The 19390-nt window shown below is 37.4% G+C and carries 17 protein-coding genes; 14 read left to right on the top strand and 3 right to left on the bottom strand.

The genetic code is table 11. The features are described from left to right. Nucleotides 1–115 precede the first annotated feature (115 nt). Nucleotides 116–1282, bottom strand: coding sequence for an FAD-dependent oxidoreductase (locus Q4493_RS17330; RefSeq protein ID WP_303455405.1), 1167 nt, complete (start codon nt 1280–1282; stop codon nt 116–118). A gap of 300 nt (nt 1283–1582) precedes the next feature. Between Q4493_RS17330 and miaB the strand changes: the two genes are divergently transcribed. The 10 genes from miaB to Q4493_RS17280 all read left to right on the top strand — a co-directional run bounded on the left by miaB (nt 1583) and on the right by Q4493_RS17280 (nt 13856). Further along, nucleotides 1583–3025, top strand: a complete 1443-nt coding sequence (miaB, locus tag Q4493_RS17325) for a tRNA (N6-isopentenyl adenosine(37)-C2)-methylthiotransferase MiaB (protein WP_303455402.1) — start codon at nt 1583–1585, stop codon at nt 3023–3025. A gap of 65 nt (nt 3026–3090) precedes the next feature. Beyond that, the gene (locus tag Q4493_RS17320; RefSeq protein ID WP_303455400.1) at nt 3091–4176 is read left to right on the top strand and encodes a PhoH family protein; all 1086 of its coding nucleotides are present in this window, start codon (nt 3091–3093) and stop codon (nt 4174–4176) included. Beyond that, a complete protein-coding gene (gene ybeY, locus Q4493_RS17315) occupies nt 4176–4634 on the top strand; it encodes an rRNA maturation RNase YbeY (protein ID WP_303455397.1) in 459 nt (152 codons plus the stop codon). Before Q4493_RS17320 ends, ybeY begins: the two co-directional genes overlap by 1 nt. A gap of 93 nt (nt 4635–4727) precedes the next feature. Further along, nucleotides 4728–5606, top strand: coding sequence for an HlyC/CorC family transporter (locus Q4493_RS17310; protein WP_303455395.1), 879 nt, complete (start codon nt 4728–4730; stop codon nt 5604–5606). Nucleotides 5607–5628: 22 nt separating this feature from the next. Then, nucleotides 5629–7239 (top strand): apolipoprotein N-acyltransferase, encoded by a 1611-nt coding sequence (gene lnt, locus Q4493_RS17305; RefSeq protein WP_303455392.1) that lies wholly within the window; start codon nt 5629–5631, stop codon nt 7237–7239. 147 nt (nt 7240–7386) lie between these two features. After that, complete coding sequence (locus tag Q4493_RS17300; RefSeq protein ID WP_303455389.1) at nt 7387–8664, top strand: efflux RND transporter periplasmic adaptor subunit; 1278 nt, start codon at nt 7387–7389, stop codon at nt 8662–8664. 80 nt (nt 8665–8744) lie between these two features. Next, a complete protein-coding gene (locus Q4493_RS17295; protein ID WP_303455386.1) occupies nt 8745–9437 on the top strand; it encodes an ABC transporter ATP-binding protein in 693 nt (230 codons plus the stop codon). Nucleotides 9438–9465: 28 nt separating this feature from the next. After that, nucleotides 9466–10776 carry an ABC transporter permease gene (locus Q4493_RS17290; RefSeq protein ID WP_303455384.1) on the top strand — a complete coding sequence of 437 codons (1311 nt, stop codon included), beginning with the start codon at nt 9466–9468 and terminating at the stop codon, nt 10774–10776. 16 nt (nt 10777–10792) lie between these two features. Beyond that, nucleotides 10793–12007 carry an ABC transporter permease gene (locus Q4493_RS17285; RefSeq protein ID WP_303455381.1) on the top strand — a complete coding sequence of 405 codons (1215 nt, stop codon included), beginning with the start codon at nt 10793–10795 and terminating at the stop codon, nt 12005–12007. Nucleotides 12008–12185: 178 nt separating this feature from the next. Next, nucleotides 12186–13856, top strand: coding sequence for an amidohydrolase (locus Q4493_RS17280; RefSeq protein ID WP_303455377.1), 1671 nt, complete (start codon nt 12186–12188; stop codon nt 13854–13856). Between the two features lie 107 nt (nt 13857–13963). Here the strand turns inward: Q4493_RS17280 and Q4493_RS17275 are convergent, their stop codons facing one another. Further along, nucleotides 13964–14131, bottom strand: a complete 168-nt coding sequence (locus tag Q4493_RS17275; RefSeq protein ID WP_303455375.1) for a hypothetical protein — start codon at nt 14129–14131, stop codon at nt 13964–13966. A 405-nt stretch (nt 14132–14536) separates the two neighbouring features. Here Q4493_RS17275 and Q4493_RS17270 point away from each other — a divergent pair, with 405 nt between their 5' ends. From Q4493_RS17270 to Q4493_RS17260, 3 genes are all read left to right on the top strand, one after another. Continuing rightward, complete coding sequence (locus tag Q4493_RS17270; protein WP_303455373.1) at nt 14537–15589, top strand: aldo/keto reductase; 1053 nt, start codon at nt 14537–14539, stop codon at nt 15587–15589. 202 nt (nt 15590–15791) lie between these two features. Next, complete coding sequence (locus tag Q4493_RS17265; RefSeq protein ID WP_303455371.1) at nt 15792–16895, top strand: c-type cytochrome; 1104 nt, start codon at nt 15792–15794, stop codon at nt 16893–16895. Between the two features lie 192 nt (nt 16896–17087). Beyond that, entirely contained in the window at nt 17088–17282 is a 195-nt protein-coding gene (locus tag Q4493_RS17260; protein ID WP_303455369.1) for a DUF1289 domain-containing protein, read from the top strand. 144 nt (nt 17283–17426) lie between these two features. On the opposite strand, the gene yegD is transcribed toward Q4493_RS17260, so the two are convergent. Beyond that, nucleotides 17427–18785, bottom strand: a complete 1359-nt coding sequence (yegD, locus tag Q4493_RS17255) for a molecular chaperone (RefSeq protein ID WP_303455367.1) — start codon at nt 18783–18785, stop codon at nt 17427–17429. A 219-nt stretch (nt 18786–19004) separates the two neighbouring features. Here yegD and Q4493_RS17250 point away from each other — a divergent pair, with 219 nt between their 5' ends. Continuing rightward, nucleotides 19005–19385: a YkgJ family cysteine cluster protein gene (locus Q4493_RS17250; RefSeq protein WP_303455365.1), complete on the top strand. Its 381-nt coding sequence runs from the start codon at nt 19005–19007 to the stop codon at nt 19383–19385. The last annotated feature ends 5 nt before the right edge of the window (nt 19386–19390 follow it).

Here is a 19390-nt window from a genome sequence, read left to right as displayed (position 1 = left end):
TTTTTCTATTTTTCTATTTTTCTATTTTTCTATTTTTCTATTTTTCTATTTTTCTATTTTTCTATTTTTCTATTTTTAAAAATAATAGCGTTTTCAAATAAAGATACATCAAAAACTAAATACCACAGGCATAAGCCAAAGCTTTACTCTTTAAGCTTGGTAACTTATTGGCCATAAATAACCCAGTATTGCGGAGTATTTTGATTAAACTTGAAGGATGGCTAAAGCCACTGTAAAGCATGTCCATCGCAGACATCATTAATAAGTTATCTCGTCTTCTTGCTTTCTCATATCCCGCTAATACATCAATGTCATGCCAGCATTTACCCTCTCCTATTGCTTTAGCAAGTAGTTCTTGTAATGCTTTAACATCTTTAAAACCTAAGTTTACCCCCTGACCTGCTAATGGATTAATGGTATGAGCAGCATCACCTACCAAAACAACACGTTGATTTTGGTACTGATTAGCATGTCGTCGAGTTAACGGAAAACTTGCTTTATCAATAACGTTAATTTTGCCAAGTTTTGCCGGAAAGGCTTCGATAATAGCCGATTGTAATTGTTCATTTGATAAGTTGGATAATCGTGAAATTTCTTCTTTATCGTGATACCAAACAAGTGAAGCATGATGACCTAGCATAGGTAACATCGCCACAGGTCCCGATTCACGGAAATGTTGCCAGGTTATATCTTGCTGATTCAATTCAGTTTCAACATTAATTAACATTGCAGCTTGTTGATAATCCCAGCCAGTTGTACCTATATTGGCAAGTTGTCTAACCTGAGAGTTAGCACCATCAGCCGCGATCAATAGTTTTGTTTCGATAGTTTGACTCGATAACTGTACGCTCACATACGCATCGTTTTGTTCAAAACCAAACAATGATTCTGGACAATACAATGCTATATTTTCATGGGCATTAATTTGTTGCCATAAAGACAATTGAATTAAACGATTTTCGACAATATGACCAAGATGTTGTTCATTAATTTCTGCTGAAGAAAACTCCGTATAAGCAGACTCTAACTCCCATACGCTTAATCGACGATACGGGCACACTCGCCATTGTTTAATTTGTTGCCAAGCATTTAATTGCTCTAATAAAAATTGAGATGATAACGAAATGGCAGAAACACGTAGATCAAAAGGCTGATTTTGAAGAAATGGTGTTGGTGCTGACTTTTCAATTACGGCAACCTTTAGTCCTAGCTCAGCAATGGATAAAGCACTCGCTGCGCCCACCATGCCACCGCCCACAACAACACAATCAAATTTATCCATGAAGTAACATTCTACTATTGTTTTTCAACTATTCTATCTAACCAAAGTCACGAATTCGATAGTTATATCTTTAATTGTAATTATTTATCGCCTTCAAAGGTAAGTAGTATTAAATTTAATGCCGTGCCGTAATAAATTGAATTTATATTTCGCTATGAAAATTCTTCAACAATTATTTTATTTTTACCAAATTACATCCGTTATAACTAGCCTCAACATTAAAGAAAGAGTAAAATACGCCCCCTAAAATTCTCTAGCAAAAACTAGAACCAATTTCATGAACACAATAGGCATAAATAAATGAGTAAAAAGTTATATATTAAAACCTGGGGTTGCCAAATGAACGAGTATGACTCGCAGAAAATGGCCGAATTATTAGACTCCACACATGGCTACGAATTAGCTGAAGAAGCTGAAGATGCTGATGTGATTTTACTAAATACCTGTTCTATTCGTGAAAAAGCACAAGAAAAAGTATTCCACCAATTAGGTCGTTGGAAAAACTTAAAGATAAACAAACCTGATTTGCTCATTGGTGTAGGCGGTTGTGTTGCTTCTCAAGAAGGCGATGCTATTCGTCAACGAGCACCATTTGTAGATATGGTTTTTGGTCCACAAACCTTGCACCGTTTACCCGAAATGATCCAACAAGTGACGGGTGATCACAACCCTGTGGTAGATGTTAGCTTCCCAGAAATTGAAAAATTTGACCGTTTACCTGAGCCAAAAGCAGAAGGCGCGACGGCATTTGTTTCGATTATGGAAGGATGTAGTAAATACTGTACCTTCTGTGTAGTTCCTTATACCCGTGGAGAAGAAGTCAGTCGCCCATTAGATGATGTGTTGTATGAAATTGCACAATTAGCTGAACAAGGCGTAAGAGAAGTAAATTTACTTGGCCAAAATGTTAATGCATATCGTGGTGATTCCCATGATGGTTCAGTATGTCGTTTTTCAGAATTAATTCGTTTAATCGCTACCATTGATGGTATTGATCGCATCCGCTATACAACCTCTCATCCTGTTGAATTTACTGATGATATCATTGAAGTATATAAAGATGTGCCAGAGCTAGTAAGTCATTTACACTTACCAGTGCAAAGTGGTTCAGATAGAATTCTCACTCAAATGAAACGTGGCCATACGGCGTTAGAATATAAATCGCAAATTAGAAAGCTTAAAAAAGCTCGTCCTGATATTTGTATGTCTTCTGACTTTATTGTTGGATTCCCTGGCGAAACCGACGCAGATTTTGAAGCGACAATGGACTTAATTAAATCGGTTGATTTTGATTTAAGCTTTAGCTTTATCTATAGTGCACGACCAGGAACACCTGCAGCCGATATGGTTGATGATATTAGTGATGACACGAAAAAACAGCGCTTACAAATATTGCAAGACCGCATCACATCACAAGCATTACGTATTGCGCGCCAAATGCTTAATACGGAGCAACGTATTTTAGTTGAAGGTCCTTCTAAGAAAAATCCAATGGAATTACGTGGCCGAACAGAAAATAATCGTATCGTAAATTTTGTTGCGCCTCATAGCGTAATTGGTGGTTTTGTTGATGTTAAAATCACGGATGTTTATGCCAATTCATTACGCGGTGAATTGGTTCGTCAAGAAAGTGAAATGGGATTACGTATCGCTCACTCTCCTGCTGATATCTTATCAAACAGTCACCATAATGCGAAACCAGCTAATGTAGATGAGTTAGGTGTAGGCACTTTTACACCATAACTTTTGATATTATTCGCCGCTAACTAGCACGACTTGTGCTCGTTAGTGGCTTGATTACTAATAAAATGGACAACAAACTTTTGAGTAAAGAAAAGCAAAGTATTTTAACGTTAGAGCCTATCGACAATACAAGACAAGCGAATCTTTGTGGCCCTATGGACGATAACTTAAAAACCATCGAGCGTCGTTTAGGGGTAGAAATTAGTTATCGCACCAATCATTTCAAAATTATTGGTGCGCCAGCTCAAATTAAAGCGGTTGCTAAAATTTTAAAAGATTTGTATCTAGAAACTGAAACCGTCAAAGGTGAAAGTAAAACAATCACCGATGAAATGGTGCATCTAGCTATTGTTGATGCCAATGTACTTGAGCAAGCACCCAGTAAAGTCGATGCTGACTTTAATAAAATGGTGACGATCAAAACTAAACGCGGTGTTATTAAACCTCGTAACGACAACCAATCTGCTTATGTACAAAATGTCTTAGTCAATGACATAAGTTTTGGTGTTGGTGTTGCAGGCACAGGTAAAACTTATTTAGCGGTTGCTTGTGCTGTTGAAGCTTTAGAAAGACAAGAAGTTAGACGTATTCTTTTAACTCGTCCGGCGGTAGAAGCGGGCGAAAAATTAGGTTTTCTACCTGGTGATTTAACACAAAAGATCGACCCTTACCTACGTCCTCTTTACGATGCATTATTTGAAATGCTTGGCTTTGAAAAAGTAGAAAAATTAATTGAACGTAATGTCATTGAAATTGCGCCACTTGCATACATGCGTGGTCGTACGCTTAATGATGCTTTTATCATTCTTGATGAAAGCCAAAATACTACAGTAGAACAAATGAAAATGTTTCTAACGCGCATTGGCTTTAATTCTAGAGCAGTAATAACAGGTGATATTACCCAAGTAGATTTACCTAGAGGACAACGCTCTGGCTTACGTCATGCCATTGAAGTATTAGAAGATATCCCAGGCGTTAGTTTTAACTTCTTCCAATCAAAAGATGTTGTCAGACATCCTGTTGTTGCTCATATCGTAGAAGCGTATGACGCTTATGATCAAAAAATGAATCGCATAAAAGCCGAAAAGAAAAAACAAGAACAGCTAGCTAAGCAGCAAGTAATTGATGCTAACCAAGATGCAGAAAAATAATGGTTTCAATTGACTTAGATCTTCAAATTGCGTGTACTGCTGAAAATTTACCGAGTCATCAAGATGTGCAATTATGGGTTAATACGGCATTATCATCTTATAACAAAGCGTTTGAATTAACGGTACGTATTGTTGAGGTGGAAGAAAGCCAATCACTAAATTTACAATACCGCCATAAAGACAAACCAACCAATGTACTTTCTTTTCCTTTTGAAGTTCCTGAAGGTATCGAATTAGCGCTATTAGGTGATTTAGTGATTTGTGCCGAAGTGGTTGAACAAGAAGCCAAGCAACAAAATAAACCGTTAATGCATCATTGGGCACATATGATCATTCATGGCTGCTTGCATTTACTTGGTTATGACCATATAGAAGATAATGATGCTCAAGAAATGGAAGCTCTTGAAATAAAGTTACTTTCAGCATTAAATATTAATGATCCGTATCAATTAAATTAACACTATTTTTAATTTTAACAATAACTACTTGAAATATACTTTAATTGATTACAAACTAAACAACTAACAAATAATAGGAATAATATAAGCTCTATGAGCGACGATAACCCACACTCTAGCAACGGTTCTTCAAATAAAAACTTTTTTAATAAAATATTACAAGCTTTTACCGGAGAGCCGAAAAACAAAGATGAACTTTTCGATGTGCTAAACGATGCAGAAGATCGAGAACTCATCAAGCCAGAAACTAAGCTGATGATCGAAGGAGTATTAGAAGTTTCTGATATGCGTGTACGAGATATCATGATCCCACGCTCGCAAATGGTCACGTTAGACATTAATACCCCGCTTAAAGATGCAATTCCACTTATTGTTGAATCAGGCCACTCGCGTTTTCCGGTGGTAAATGAAGATATCGATCATATTGAAGGTATTTTACTAGCAAAAGATTTACTCGCCTACGCATTTAATGAAGATGAGCAACCTTGTACGTTTAATGAAGTGATCCGCCCTGCGATTATCGTACCTGAAAGTAAAAAAGTAGAGCCACTGTTAAAAGAATTTCGCTCTCAGCGTTATCATATGGCGATTGTCGTTGATGAGTATGGCGGGGTTTCAGGGGTTGTTACCATTGAAGATATTTTAGAATTAATTGTTGGTGAAATTGAAGATGAAACTGACGATGAAATTATTGAAGATATCAAACACTTAGCGAGTAATGTTTACCAAGTTCAAGCACTTACTGAAATTGATGATTTTAACGAATACTTCAACTGTGAATTCGACGAAAATGGTGCCGATACCATTGGTGGTTTAGTCCTTCATCAATTTGGACATATGCCTAAAAAGTCAGAATCGTTAAATATTAATAATTTTGAGTTTAAAGTCACATCGGCAGACAATAGACGTATTCAAGTATTACAAATTACTATCCCAAAAGATCATCAAGTCAATGGCAAAACGATTGATTAGCTTAGTGTGATCCTGCTTGAATATGCTCAAATCATTCCTACTCAAAGGTAAGCGCAATATTGGCGATAAAACGCTTTGGTTAAGTTTTATCGCTGGTCTTAGTTTAGTCTTTTCTTATGCGCCCTTTTCACTTTGGTGGTTAAGCTTTATTAGTTTAACTTTATGGTTTAATCATTTAGAAAAACTCTGTAAAAACAAACAAGTAAATGTCACTCGACTTCTCACAAAACATAGTTTTGTTTTCGGCTTTGGCTGGTTCGCAAGCGGCATCAGTTGGGTACATGTTTCGATTGCAGAATTTGGCGGAATGCCATTAATAGCTTCATTATTTTTAATGCTATTATTGTGTTTATATTTAGCCTTATTTCCAACTCTTGCTGGTTATTTAACCGCTAAAATAACGAGTTTAACCACAAAAAAACAGCCAATAAGCAACAAGTTAACGCTTTGGTTATTTCCAAGTATCTGGTTATTAACAGAATATTTACGCGGTGTTGTTCTGACAGGCTTTCCTTGGTTATCATTAGGTTATGGACAAATTAGTGGCCCGTTAGCCCCTCTCGCGGCCATTTTTGGTGAAGTCGGTATCACTTTTTTCTTGTTGATGTTGTGTGTCGCATTTAGCCAATTACTATTGAAAACACAGCTTAAGCAAGTAGGAATAGTGTTAATTTCAATTGGTCTTATCACGTTATTTTCACATCAACAAACTTGGGTAACACTTACAGGAAAAACAATAAAAACCGCCTTAATTCAAGGCAATATTGAGCAATCAATCAAGTGGCAGCCCGAGCAACAATGGCCGACAATGTTAAAATATTTAGATTTAGCACGTTTAAATTATGATGCTCAGTTAATTATTTGGCCTGAGTCGGCAATTCCCGCCATTGAAACCATGAGTACCACACAAGAATTTCTTGATATGGCGAACCAATCTGCGGCCTTGAATAATGCCACGATAATCACCGGCATCTTAAATTATAATTTTGAATCAAAAGAATATTTTAATAGTTTGATTGTCTTAGGAAAAAAACAACTGGCTGATGAAAATGGCGACTATTATTACGGAAACAGTAACCGTTATGATAAAAACCATTTATTGCCTATTGGTGAGTTTGTGCCCTTTAGCGATATACTGAGACCAATAGCACCACTTTTTAATTTACCTCAATCATCGTTTAGTCGAGGCAGTTATGTGCAAAACAATTTACGGGCAAGTGATTTAAATATATTACCGTTAATTTGTTTTGAAATAGCCTTCCCTGAGCAACTTGCTGCTAACTTTTTAAATAACAGTGATATCCTACTAACCGTCAGTAATGATGCTTGGTTTGGAAATTCTCATGGGCCACATCAACATATGGAAATTGCGCGTATGCGAGCTTTAGAATTTGGTCGCCCTTTGCTTCGCTCGACAAATACTGGTGTTACTGCCGTAACGGATCATTTAGGTAATATTACCGAGCAAGTTCCGCAATTTGAACAAGCCGTTTTAAAAGCAGATATTCAATTAGTTTCTGGGCAAACCCCTTACAGCCAATATGGCCGATATCCTATTTGGATTATTGGATTTATACTGATGTTAATTAATTTAAAAAAACATAAAACAACAAACAAAACTAACTCATTGTAAAGTATAAACTTATGTAAATTTCAACTATTCGATTTTAATATTATCGAAACATTATTTAAAATAATTTAAACCTTTTCCCCCGCTAACACGACTTACTTATCAAACAACCATTATTTCAATGGTTATGTCTTATTCGGGGGAATTGACATGAAAATAAAAGATACCAGTGATCAGGACATCCAGATCACCGTTAAAAAATCTAAGCCTAAGTTTTGGCTAACCTTAGTTTCTTCATTGATCATCCTGACACTTATTATCTGGCAAGTTGCTCCTGCGGCAACTCGTTGGAGTCAAGCAAGTGAATCTATTTCAATCGATAGAGTACGTTTATCCACCATCACCCGTGGTGATTTCATACGAGATATTTCAGTATTAGGCCGAGTAGTTGCGGCTGTAAGTCCAACTGTTTATAGCCCGGCTGATGGGACTGTTACATTATTAATAGAAGCGGGCCATGAAGTAAAAGAAGGCCAAGCATTAGCCACCCTAGATAGTCCAGAATTAACCAGCCAACTTTTTCAACAACAAGCCACGCTTGAAGGGCTAGAATCAAGTTTTGAACGTCAACAAATTCAATCAAAAAAACAACGCTTACAAGATCAAAAAGCGGTTGATTTAGCTAACGTCCGATTAATCTCCGCCAATCGAGAAAAGCGACGTGCTGATCAAGGTTATGAAAAAAATGCCATAAGCCAGATAGATTTTGAAAAAGCGCAAGACGAATTAGAAAACGCTAAGTTACAACATCGTCATGCTGAACAAGACGCTGCTCTAAATATTGAAAGTTTAGACTTTGATAGTAAGTCGTTATCGCTCGAAATTCGTCGCCAAAAATTATTAGTAAAAGAATTAAAACGTCAAGTTGATGGCCTCACAATTCGCTCTCCTGTTAATGGTATAGTCGGTAACCTTAACGCCGACAACAAAACATTTTTAAGTAAAAATCAATCAATTCTAACCGTAGTAGATTTAAGTAATTTAGAAGTAGAAATTGAAATACCAGAAAGTTATGCCGATGACTTAGCCATTGGCATGGACGTAGATGTGCAATTTGAACAACGCCAGTTCAGTGCTCGTCTAGTAACAATTTCCCCCGAAATACTGAATAATCAGGTTACTGGGCGAGTACGCTTTTCTGGTGAAACTCCTGCAAAACTACGTCAAAACCAACGATTAAACACGCAAATAATCCTTGAACAAAAAAGTAATGTACTGCAAGTGCAACGAGGACAATTTCTCGAAAGTTCAGGGGGCAGATTTGCTTATATCGTTAATGATGGTTTAGCACGAAAAACCCCAATCACACTTGGTGCTAGAAGTTTAAGCCATGTAGAAGTGTTAAGCGGTTTGAATGAAGGACAACAAATTATTATTTCAGGTACTGATATGTTTAATTCAGCAGAACAAGTGTTACTCAATAACTAATCAACCACCAGATAAATCAACCACCAGATAAATAAACCAGTAAAACTGGCAATAATTACACGCAAGTAAAGGAACAAACTATGTTAGTCATGAAAAATATCAATAAAATATTTCAAACTGCCGACATTCAAACCCATGCATTAAGAGATTTTAATTTAACGGTAAACGAAGGCGATTTCATTAGTGTAACGGGCCCTTCTGGCTCAGGAAAAACCACTTTTTTAAATATTGCCGGTTTATTAGAAACCTTTACAGATGGTGAATTTACTTTAGATGGTAAAGATGTCGGTAGCCTGAATGACAACGGCCGTTCAAAAATGCGGAATGAAAAAATAGGGTTTGTTTTTCAAAGCTTTAATTTAATCCCCGATCTCAATCTTTTTGACAATGTCGATGTACCTCTGCGTTATAGAGGCTTTAATGCCAAAGAAAGAAAAGCACGAATAGAAGCAAATTTAGAACGTGTCGGCCTTTCTTCTAGAATGAAACATTTACCTAGCCAACTCTCTGGTGGACAGCAGCAACGTGTCGCTATTGCACGCGCACTTGCTACTGATCCACGTTTTTTACTTGCCGATGAGCCTACCGGAAATTTAGATTCTGAAATGGCACAAGGCGTGATGAGTTTACTTGAAGAGATTAACAAACAAGGCACAACTATTATCATGGTAACGCATGACGCTGAACTTGCCCAGCGAGCCTCAAGAACGATACAAGTGAAAGATGGCCGAGTAAGTGAGTTAGAAATTGTTAGTAAACAAGCAATTGCTTAACCGATGACGCAATAATTAAGGAATTGACATGTTTAACTATTATATAAAAATTGCTTGGATCAGCATACTACGTCATTGGGGCTTAAGCTTACTAATGGTTTGTGCGATAGGTTTAGGAATTGGAGCCACTATGACCACCATCACAGTTAATTACTTGATGTCGGCCAACCCTATCCCTCACAAAAGCGAACAACTCTATTACGTACAATTAGACAGTTGGGATGTAAACGATCCGTTTGATGAGGGGCAAAACCCACCGGATCAAATGACCTATACTGATTCGACAAATTTGATGAAAGCGAAAAAAGCTTTCCGTCAAAATGTTCAAGCACAAGCTTTTGCGGTAATTGAACCGTCAGATCCTGATATCTTACCGCTCATTGTCGATGGCCGAGCAAATTCAACTGACTTTTTTGCCATGTTTGATGTGCCGTTTATCTACGGCGGTGCTTGGTCAGCAAGTGCTGATGAGAATAAAGAACAAGTCGTGGTACTAAACAAAGAAACCAATGATAAACTTTTTGGTGGCGAAAACTCGGTTGGTCAATCGATAAAAATCGATGGCAATATGTTTAGCATTGTCGGCGTTATAGATCATTGGCAACCTAAGCCTCGTTTTTATGATATCACTACCGGAGCTTTTAACGAATCTGAAGATATCTTTGTTCCTTTCAGTTTAATCGCCGAAGAAAAAATTGGCCGTTCTGGCAATACCAATTGTTGGAAACCATCAGGAGATGGTTTCCAAGCCTTTTTAAATTCTGAATGTATTTGGACTCAATTTTGGGTTGAATTAAAAACCCCACAAGAAAAACAATCATACATGACTTTTTTAAATGCTTATGTTGAAGAACAAAAACAATATGGACGCTTTGAACGCCCGCTTGATAATCGTTTAAATACCGTCACAGAATGGTTAGAAGTACAAGAGGTGGTCGCTGATGATGCCAAAATGATGTTAGCTATGGCACTGATGTTTTTAATTGTCTGCTTATTAAATACCGTTGGCTTATTGCTCGCTAAATTTCTAGGAAAAGCACCAGAAATTGGACTTAGACAAGCACTAGGTGCCAGTAAATCGACCTTGTTTTATCAATATATGATTGAATCTGCCTGCATAGGATTAGCCGGAGGCTTACTCGGCTTATTTCTCGCTTACCTTGGATTACAAGGCATAGAAGCTTTATACGGGGAATATATGCAAGGCTTAGCAACGTTAGATCTCAACATGATGGTATTAGCCGTAACTTTATCCTTGCTTGCCACGTTAATTGCAGGCATTTATCCAACATGGCGGGCGTGTAAAGTGCAACCTGCTCATCAATTAAAATGTCAATAATGCGAGGAATGTCAAAATGTTAGAAACAGGATTAATCTTTCGCGCATTAATGCGTAACAAAATTGGCGCATTGCTTATCGCCCTGCAAATCGCCTTAACTTTGGCAATTATGGTCAATGCTATCTTTATGATACAAGATAGAAACCAACAAATGTCTCGGGCAAGTGGCCTTGATGAAGCAAATACATTTTATTTAACCAATACCATTTTTGGTGATAATTATAATAAACAAGTAAACCTACAAACTGATTTACATGCCATTCGTAACACACCAGGCATTGTTGATGCGATTCAAATCAATGCGATCCCTTTAAGTGGTGGTGGCTGGTCGATGTCGTTACAGCATGAACCTGGAGACGATAAAGATACTATTGGCAGTGCTTTATATATGGTGGACGAACATGGCATTAATAGCCTTGGCGTTGAGTTAATTGCCGGGCAAAACTTTACGGCACAAGATATTCAATGGCGAGAAAGCGGCTCAACCAAATGGCCACCTAAAACCATTATCACCCAAGCATTTGCTGAACAACTCTACCCAGATAACTGGCGGTCAGCCATTGGCAAAACATTCTACATTTCACAAACACAGCCTATGCAAATAATTGGCGTGATGAAAGCCTTACAAGCGCCTTGGAATGGTTGGAGTGGTGTTGAACGTAGCATGTTAGTCCCCTTTCATATGGACTCAAAAAACAGTCGTTACTTTATAAGAACAGAACCTGGTCGACGGGATGAAATGATGCCAATCATCGAAAAGCTGTTAGCAGAAAGTAATAAAGAACGCATTATTCGCAGAGTGAGTACCGTTGAAGAAACACGACAAAGAAGTTATCAACGACATAATGCCACGAATAAAATACTGATGACGGTTATCATCACATTAACCTTAATTACCGGTTTTGGGATTGTCGGACTCGCTATTTTTAGTATTAACAGACGAACCAAACAAATTGGTACCCGACGAGCGCTTGGTGCTACTCAATGGCAGATCATGCGTTACTTTATGATGGAAAACTTATTAATTTCTACTGTTGGAGTTGTTATTGGTTCCATCGGCGCTGTCGCACTTAATTACTGGCTTGTGAAAACCTTTAACTTATCGCCGATCAGTGTCGAACTCGTGTTATTCGGCGTGATCGCATTATTTGTGGTCGGCCAGTTAGCTGTTCTTTACCCTGCCAGACGCGCCGCTATGATCCCGCCTGCAACAGCGACAAGAACAATTTAACACTCTAATTCATTGAAATATGAGTAAAAAGCAAAGACGTTATTATTTATTAATAACGTCTTGTTACTATATTAAGTCAAAGATCTAATATGTTTAGCTCAAGTTAACCAGTAAATCCTTTTGCATTTATTTGTTCATGCTATGATTAAGACACATAATAAAAAAAAAGCATAAGCCAATGAAAAATTCTCATAAATTACTTACCACACTTATTATTACTCTTAGCTCTGCCTCGTTATTTGCCCAAACGACTCTTATTCAAAATGTACAAGGCTACACATTACAAGGTGAAAACTTACAAGAGTTCTCAGCGATAAGCTTCACCGATGACAAAATCGATAAACTTTATAGAAAAGACGATAAAATTGTCAGTCAGCCTGACTGGAAAATTATCAATGGAAACGGCGCAACATTGCTCCCTGGCTTAATAGACGCTCATGGTCATGTCCTTAATTACGGTCAAAGTTTAATGACAGCAGACCTTGTCGGCACACGTTCAGAACAAGCAGCTGTTCAACGCACCTTGAAATATGCCCAAGAAAACCCGAACCAAACCTGGGTTACTGGGCGAGGTTGGAATCAAGTGCAATGGAATGTGAAATCATTTCCCACTAAAGAATCTTTAAATACGGCATTTCCTGATAAACCTGTGTGGTTAAGACGAGTTGATGGTCATGCTGGATGGGCAAACAGTAAAGCCATGGCGTTAGCCGGTATTACTCGTCAAACAAAATCCCCAGAAGGTGGTAGTATTATCAAAGATGAAAATGGCGAGCCAACAGGCGTGTTTATTGATAATGCGATGGCGTTAATAGAGAAGAATATCGCTCCATTGACGATTACACAACAAAAAAGCATCTTGCTTAAAGCGATGCAATCATTAGCAAGTTTAGGGCTAACCAGTGTCCATGATGCAGGAATTGATAGCGAAACACTTACCGCGTTTCAACAACTTAGCGACGAAGGTAAAATGCCTATTCGCATTAACGCCATGTTGTATTTACCTACTAAAAACTGGCAAAAAACCTTAGACAAAGGTACGTTTCGTTCAGCGGATGACATGCTTAATTTTAATAGTGTTAAAATTCAAGCAGATGGTGCCTTGGGCAGTCGTGGCGCGGCAATGATTGAGGATTATTCAGATCATGCGGGGCATAAAGGACTTTTACTACATGATACCCCATCATTAACTAAATATATTAACCATGCAATGCAAGCTGGTTTTCAAGTAAACACGCATGCTATTGGTGATAATGCCAACAAAATAGTGCTAGATCTTTATCAAACCGCTATCAAAAAAAATAACAGTAAAGCACTTCGTCATCGTGTAGAACATGCACAAATACTACGTTTAAAAGATATTCCGCGTTTCAATGAGTTAGGCATTATCGCCTCAATGCAAGCAACACATGCCACCAGTGATAAAAACATGGCGGTTGATCGCATTGGGGAAGATCGTATTTTAGGGGCTTATGCTTGGCGTAAACTTTTAAATGCCAATACCGTTATTGCCGCTGGCTCCGATTTCCCTGTCGAGTCGGCTAACCCATTCTTTGGTTTACATGCGTCGGTAACTCGACAAGATAAACAAGATTCGCCAAAAAAGGGTTGGTATCCTGAAGAAAAAATGACTCGTGTTGAGGCATTAAAAACCTTTACCATTGACGCAGCCTATGCAGGCCATCAAGAAAAAATAATTGGCAGTTTATCGGCAGGTAAAAAAGCAGATTTTATTTTAGTATCAGATAATTACTTTACGATTAATGAGACAAAACTCTGGCGAAATCAAGTGCATTCTACGTGGGTGAATGGCGTGAAGGTGTATCAAAAACACAAGCAATCATATTAAATTGAAGAATGTAACTTTAGCCAAGTTTAAAACGAAAAAGGATGACAGCTAAGTATCATCCTTTTTCTACTGAAGTTAAACAGTAAAAGATAGCATCTAAGATGTTGTTACGATTGATATAACCAAGTCAAAAAACGTTTTGACTCTCCTACATTGTTAAACGTAAATAATTTAGATCCAATTTTGTCAGTGACAACCACATTTCGTTTATTAACCGAAATAGATTGCACTGGTGAAGTGATTGAATACACTTCTTTATTATATGTATATGACATAATAAAACTCTATAAAATGCGCGTTAGCGCGTAAAATCAAAAGTTATATTACTGACTTGCAAAACTTTGAGCTTTAAAGCACAAATTAACTACACAGAGACCTTGTCTCAATTCGTTGACAATAATTAAACTTATTAAAGGTGATTGCTAACTGTGAAAGGGAAAGACAAAACACGATTCACCAGATATTTGTTTATTTGGTGAATAGTTAGATAAACGAGAGGAGATTAAATAACAGTGAGATAATATAGTGAATATTCGAATAAGTAAACGTTTTATTATAAACAATCGCCATTTTATCGTTAAATTTTCTGTTTTTTCCCGCTAATTTTCATTACTCTGGACAAAGTTCTCATCGACTTCACCAGTAAGTTTCAAACTAAAGCAATCACAGAAGGAAATAGCATGCAATATGTCCGGTTAGGCAGTAGTCCATTAGAAGTATCACGAATTTGTTTAGGTAGTATGACGTGGGGCTTACAAAATAATCAACAAGATGCTAATGAACAACTCGACTATGCGCAAACTCAAGGAATAAACTTTATAGATACCGCTGAGTTATACGCAGTACCTCCTTCAAAAGAAACTTATGGAAAAACCGAAACTATTATTGGCAATTGGCTAAAAGCTAACCCTTCTCGTCGAAAAGAAATCGTCCTCGCATCTAAAATTGCCGGTCCTGGTTTTTCTTATATACGTGATAATAGTGAAATCAGTAGTAAAACTATCACAGAAGCGGTTGATGCTTCATTAAAGCGTTTACAAACTGATTATATCGATTTATATCAATTACATTGGCCAAACTACACCTCACCCCACTTTGGCAATCACTGGCCTAACAACATTGATTACACGAGCTTTAACGCTGAACAACAAACCGAAAAAATGCTTGATATTTTACAAGGGCTATCAAATTGCATAACGGCAGGTAAAATTCGTCACTGGGGGTTATCAGATGATACACCATGGGGAATAAATCAGTATTTACGTTTGAGTGAACAACATAATTTGCCGCGTTTAGTTTCAATTCAAAATGAGTTTAGCTTATTACATACCAAAGATTGGCCATATCTGATTGAAAATTGTGTTCATGAAGATATTGCCTATTTACCTTGGTCGCCTTTAGCCACTGGTTTACTTACCGGAAAATATCTCAATGGCAATATTCCAGAAGGTAGTCGTTGGACTTTTATTCAACGCAATGGCTTGTTTAGAGATACACCAAATTCACATAAAACCGTACAAGCGTTTGTCGATTTAGCCAAACAACATAATATCTCGCCAGCGTCATTAGCATTAGCTTGGGTCGACCAAGTAAATGGCGTAACATCCACCATTATCGGCGCGACAAGTATGCCGCAACTAAAAGAAAACATTCATGCATTTAAAACCCCTCTATCCGATGAAGTAATAAATGATATTGGTGACATACTAAAACAATATCCGTCACCTTTTTAAGAGTAGTCGATTCACTTTTTTTCTATCTATAAGCGAGTCCTTAATCTTGAAAACCTGTTAAGGACTTTTTCTTCAGCTTTCCTCAAATGATGCTATTCACATTCTTTGTTACTAAATTTATCACCTGCCCTTGTCTATTTGCTTAGACACAGAATACTTTGTAACCTAGAATGATAATCATAAAAACCAAATAATTTTAATTATGAATCACAAAATAACCTTATTATTCTGCACTGCTTTACTCATCGTTACACCTACTGTAACCGCGTTTCAACATAATGGTGAAACATTGCCTCCGCCAAGAAAACTAACAGAAGAACAAGCAAAAGTTGCCGCTGATAATTATCAAAAATATTGCGCCTTGTGTCATGGTGAAGATAGACAAGGTCATGTTAATGATCATGCTCCATCGTTACGCAGTAAAAGCCTAATGGAATCAGGCGTTGCTCATCAAATATTAAGACCTATGTCTTACGGTAGAAAAGGCACCGCAATGGGCGGCTATCTTGATGAAGTAGGTGGACCAATGACATTAGACGAAACCTGGGATCTTACCTATTGGTTATTTGAGCAAGCGGGAGTCGAACGTCTAAAATTTTCTACTAATCCTGTGACCGGTGATATTAAAAAAGGTGAACAAGCCTATCTTGAAAACTGTACAACTTGCCATGGTGTTAACGGTGAAGGAGTTACCGCTCCCGCGTTGGGAAACCAATCTGCACTAGCGCATAATACGGATGAGTTTATTCGTCATGCGATCAGAAACGGGCGACAAGATACGCCTATGATAGCCTATAAAGATAAGTTGCCTGCTGAAACTATTGATAACATAACTGCATTTTTACGTAGTAAAGCACTAGGCTGGAAAGATGAAAAAACTATTTTAAAAGCCTTACCTAAACCAGAAGAATATGTGATTAATCCAACGGGTGAAGATCCTCAGTTCACCCTGACAGAAGGAAAATATATTACTTCAGATGTCTTACACAAGGCTTTATTAGCGAAACAGAGAATGGTGTTAATTGATACGCGAGTGACTTCTGTTTGGCAAAATGCTCATATTGAAGGCTCGATTCCCTTTCCATATTACACAGACACGGACATCAACAACACCGTCGCAGGTATTCCTAAAGACGTGCAAATAGTTGCATATTGCTCATGTCCTCGTGCCGCTGCGGACTATACCATTAAAAAATTAGCTAAATTAGGTTACACCAGAACCGCGGTGCTTTATGAAGGAATATTTGGTTGGATGAATCAAGGATTTCCTGTAATGCGTGGTGATATAAAAGGCATTCATGATTAACATAAGATTTCTGTAACGCCTATTATTACCGCTTTAGATGATTATTTTTCTTTTAACGCTTTTTTGGACGCATAAATAGATGAATAATCTCTAAGATAATCACTTTCACACCCTATCAATAAACTGCTATCATGCCGCCGTATAAAATAGTGGTTTATATATTGGTTCGAGAGAAAATAGAGTTAGCCTTGTATGTTTGTCGGAAATAATAATCGAGTTATCACCCCTTGTATTGGTCAGTGTCACTTAGACATCTCAAATGTATGTACCGGTTGTTATCGAACCTCGTCAGAAATTACCACATGGATAGATAAATCTGAAGACGAAAAAATAGCCATTGTTATTCGTTGTAAAAAACACATTGAAGCTAAACGTTCAGAAAACTAATAACGACAAAATAGCTATGCTCAACTATGTACATATTAGCCCAACTAAGTTCATATAAACCCAACTAAGTTCATATAAACCCAACTAAGCTCATAAAAACCCAATTAAACTCATAATGGCTAAAAGGTTCATCAGGGGCTTATTTTAAGCAAAAATCCTTTGTGCCCATCGTGCTAAGCCAACAGTAACACTGCCAAAATGATCGCCAATGATTAAAGGAATGCCTGGCATTTGTGCACTTAAATAATCATTTAACACGGGAGATTTCGCCGTTCCTCCCGTAACAAAAATCACATCCGGCTCACAGCCTGCTTGCGTGACCGCTTCTGACATCATTTGACTAATTTGTTTAAGTTGACTGCTGCTGGACTCAAGCATTAAGCCACGTGAAACTTCCACACCTAATTGCTCGTCTATTTCATCTAACGCTATTTTTGCTTTGCTTGCTTCTGTTAAGGCGATTTTTGCTTGCTCTGCCCCATTGACTAAACAATAACTTAACTTTTGGTCATGAACTTTTATTAATCGTTCAAATATATCAGGCTCCGCAGCGTCTCGTTTTAATTGCGCTAAAAATCTGCGATTAGCTTGGCTATAAAACTCGGTTTGTTCATTAACATTATTAATCGCTATCGCTTGATTAAAACTATTCACTGGCATAGGTTTACCCGTTTTAAGTAAACTATTCATACCTAAGCTTGGCATAATACCTTTTAAAGCGAGTTGAATATCAAAATCATTACCACCAATACGAACACCGCTATGTGACAATAAATGTGCACTTCTATCGGTACTATCTCTAAATTCTGGCCCCATTAATAGCATTGAGCAATCGGTTGTTCCACCGCCAATATCCACCACTAAAACTTTAGTTTCTTGACTAAGCGAGGCTTCATATTCAAACCCTGCCGCAACAGGCTCAAACTGAAATTCAACGTCTTTAAAACCGACCCGTTTTGCCGCATTCGTTAAAACGTTTATGGCTTGGCGATTACTCTCTTCGCCTTTTAAGCCTTGAAAATTAATCGGTCTGCCGATCACTGTTTTAGTCATATCTTTTTGCTCAGCATCTTCAGCTAACATTTTGATATTCAACATCATTGCCGCAACAATATCTTCAAATAAGTTAATTTGCGCGTCAACTAAACCACTTGCCCCTAAAAAAGATTTCGGCGATTTAATGTAATAACCTTCTTCTGGATCATCTAAATAATTATTCAGCGCAGTTTGGCCAAATGAAAGCTCTGGTGAAATACCATCAAGTTGTAGCTCTCTAATAATGTTTTGACTACGCTGTAAAGGTAACGCCCTTTTCGCTTTAAATTCAGCTTGGGAACTTTCAGGCAAACGTTGATAAAGCCAATGGCTAATAATATCGCGACTTGGTGCATATAATGTAGAAGGTGTAAAACGGCCATGTTCACCCAGGGATAGAATTTTTGGTTGATCATTTTTCATAACACCTACAGCACAGTTAGATGTCCCATAATCAAAACCTATCATATCGTTTATTCCACATTACTAAATAAAAAAAGGCTGCGTAGAATACTGGGGAATAATGATAAGTACAAGCCACGTTTTTAAGTTAACTGACTCGTTATTACATTTTTTAAGCAATTTAGACGCTTTTTAATCCGTTACGAGATTAGGCTTTTCAAGCAAGAAAAATTAAACGTGTTAGATATGATATAGTTTGAACAAATAATGAGTTAGGTGTATTAGTTGAAAGCCTGTAATCAATGTGGAAAATGTTGTATCAAGTATGGTGATGGCGGTATAGAAGCAACAGTTGAGGAAATTGACCTTTGGGAAATTTTTCGCCCTGATATTTATCAATTTGTCCGAGATTATAAAATTTGGTATGAACCAAACACTCAACAACCATTAAATCAATGCCCATTTTTAGAAATAGTCTCCACTGAAAATACAACTAAGCAGGTAAAATATACCTGTGGTATTTACGAAGATCGCCCAGAAGATTGTCGATTATACCCTAGCAGTATTACTGAAATGATCCGTGATGAATGTGAAATGATAGAAATCATTGATTTATCTCACCCTAAACAAGCAAAAATAGCCTTTGGTAAATTAATAAATCAGTAAACACT

Source organism: Colwellia sp. 1_MG-2023 (assembly GCF_030546755.1).
Taxonomy (GTDB): domain Bacteria; phylum Pseudomonadota; class Gammaproteobacteria; order Enterobacterales; family Alteromonadaceae; genus Thalassotalea_H.
The sequence above is the reverse complement of the archived record's forward strand: the minus strand, read 5'-3'. Positions and strand labels throughout refer to the sequence as shown.

Bases quoted from the DNA above. Each gene is read 5' to 3' on its own strand.
- Q4493_RS17300 (WP_303455389.1), top strand. From the start codon at position 7,387: ATGAAAATAAAAGATACCAGTGATCAGGACATCCAGATCACCGTTAAA.
- Q4493_RS17330 (WP_303455405.1), bottom strand. From the start codon at position 1,282: ATGGATAAATTTGATTGTGTTGTTGTGGGCGGTGGCATGGTGGGCGCA.
- miaB (WP_303455402.1), top strand. From the start codon at position 1,583: ATGAGTAAAAAGTTATATATTAAAACCTGGGGTTGCCAAATGAACGAG.
- Q4493_RS17265 (WP_303455371.1), top strand. From the start codon at position 15,792: ATGAATCACAAAATAACCTTATTATTCTGCACTGCTTTACTCATCGTT.
- yegD (WP_303455367.1), bottom strand. From the start codon at position 18,785: ATGATAGGTTTTGATTATGGGACATCTAACTGTGCTGTAGGTGTTATG.
- Q4493_RS17295 (WP_303455386.1), top strand. From the start codon at position 8,745: ATGTTAGTCATGAAAAATATCAATAAAATATTTCAAACTGCCGACATT.
- Q4493_RS17290 (WP_303455384.1), top strand. From the start codon at position 9,466: ATGTTTAACTATTATATAAAAATTGCTTGGATCAGCATACTACGTCAT.
- Q4493_RS17260 (WP_303455369.1), top strand. From the start codon at position 17,088: ATGTTTGTCGGAAATAATAATCGAGTTATCACCCCTTGTATTGGTCAG.
- ybeY (WP_303455397.1), top strand. From the start codon at position 4,176: ATGGTTTCAATTGACTTAGATCTTCAAATTGCGTGTACTGCTGAAAAT.
- Q4493_RS17280 (WP_303455377.1), top strand. From the start codon at position 12,186: ATGAAAAATTCTCATAAATTACTTACCACACTTATTATTACTCTTAGC.
- Q4493_RS17320 (WP_303455400.1), top strand. From the start codon at position 3,091: ATGGACAACAAACTTTTGAGTAAAGAAAAGCAAAGTATTTTAACGTTA.
- lnt (WP_303455392.1), top strand. From the start codon at position 5,629: ATGCTCAAATCATTCCTACTCAAAGGTAAGCGCAATATTGGCGATAAA.
- Q4493_RS17310 (WP_303455395.1), top strand. From the start codon at position 4,728: ATGAGCGACGATAACCCACACTCTAGCAACGGTTCTTCAAATAAAAAC.
- Q4493_RS17270 (WP_303455373.1), top strand. From the start codon at position 14,537: ATGCAATATGTCCGGTTAGGCAGTAGTCCATTAGAAGTATCACGAATT.
- Q4493_RS17275 (WP_303455375.1), bottom strand. From the start codon at position 14,131: ATGTCATATACATATAATAAAGAAGTGTATTCAATCACTTCACCAGTG.
- Q4493_RS17285 (WP_303455381.1), top strand. From the start codon at position 10,793: ATGTTAGAAACAGGATTAATCTTTCGCGCATTAATGCGTAACAAAATT.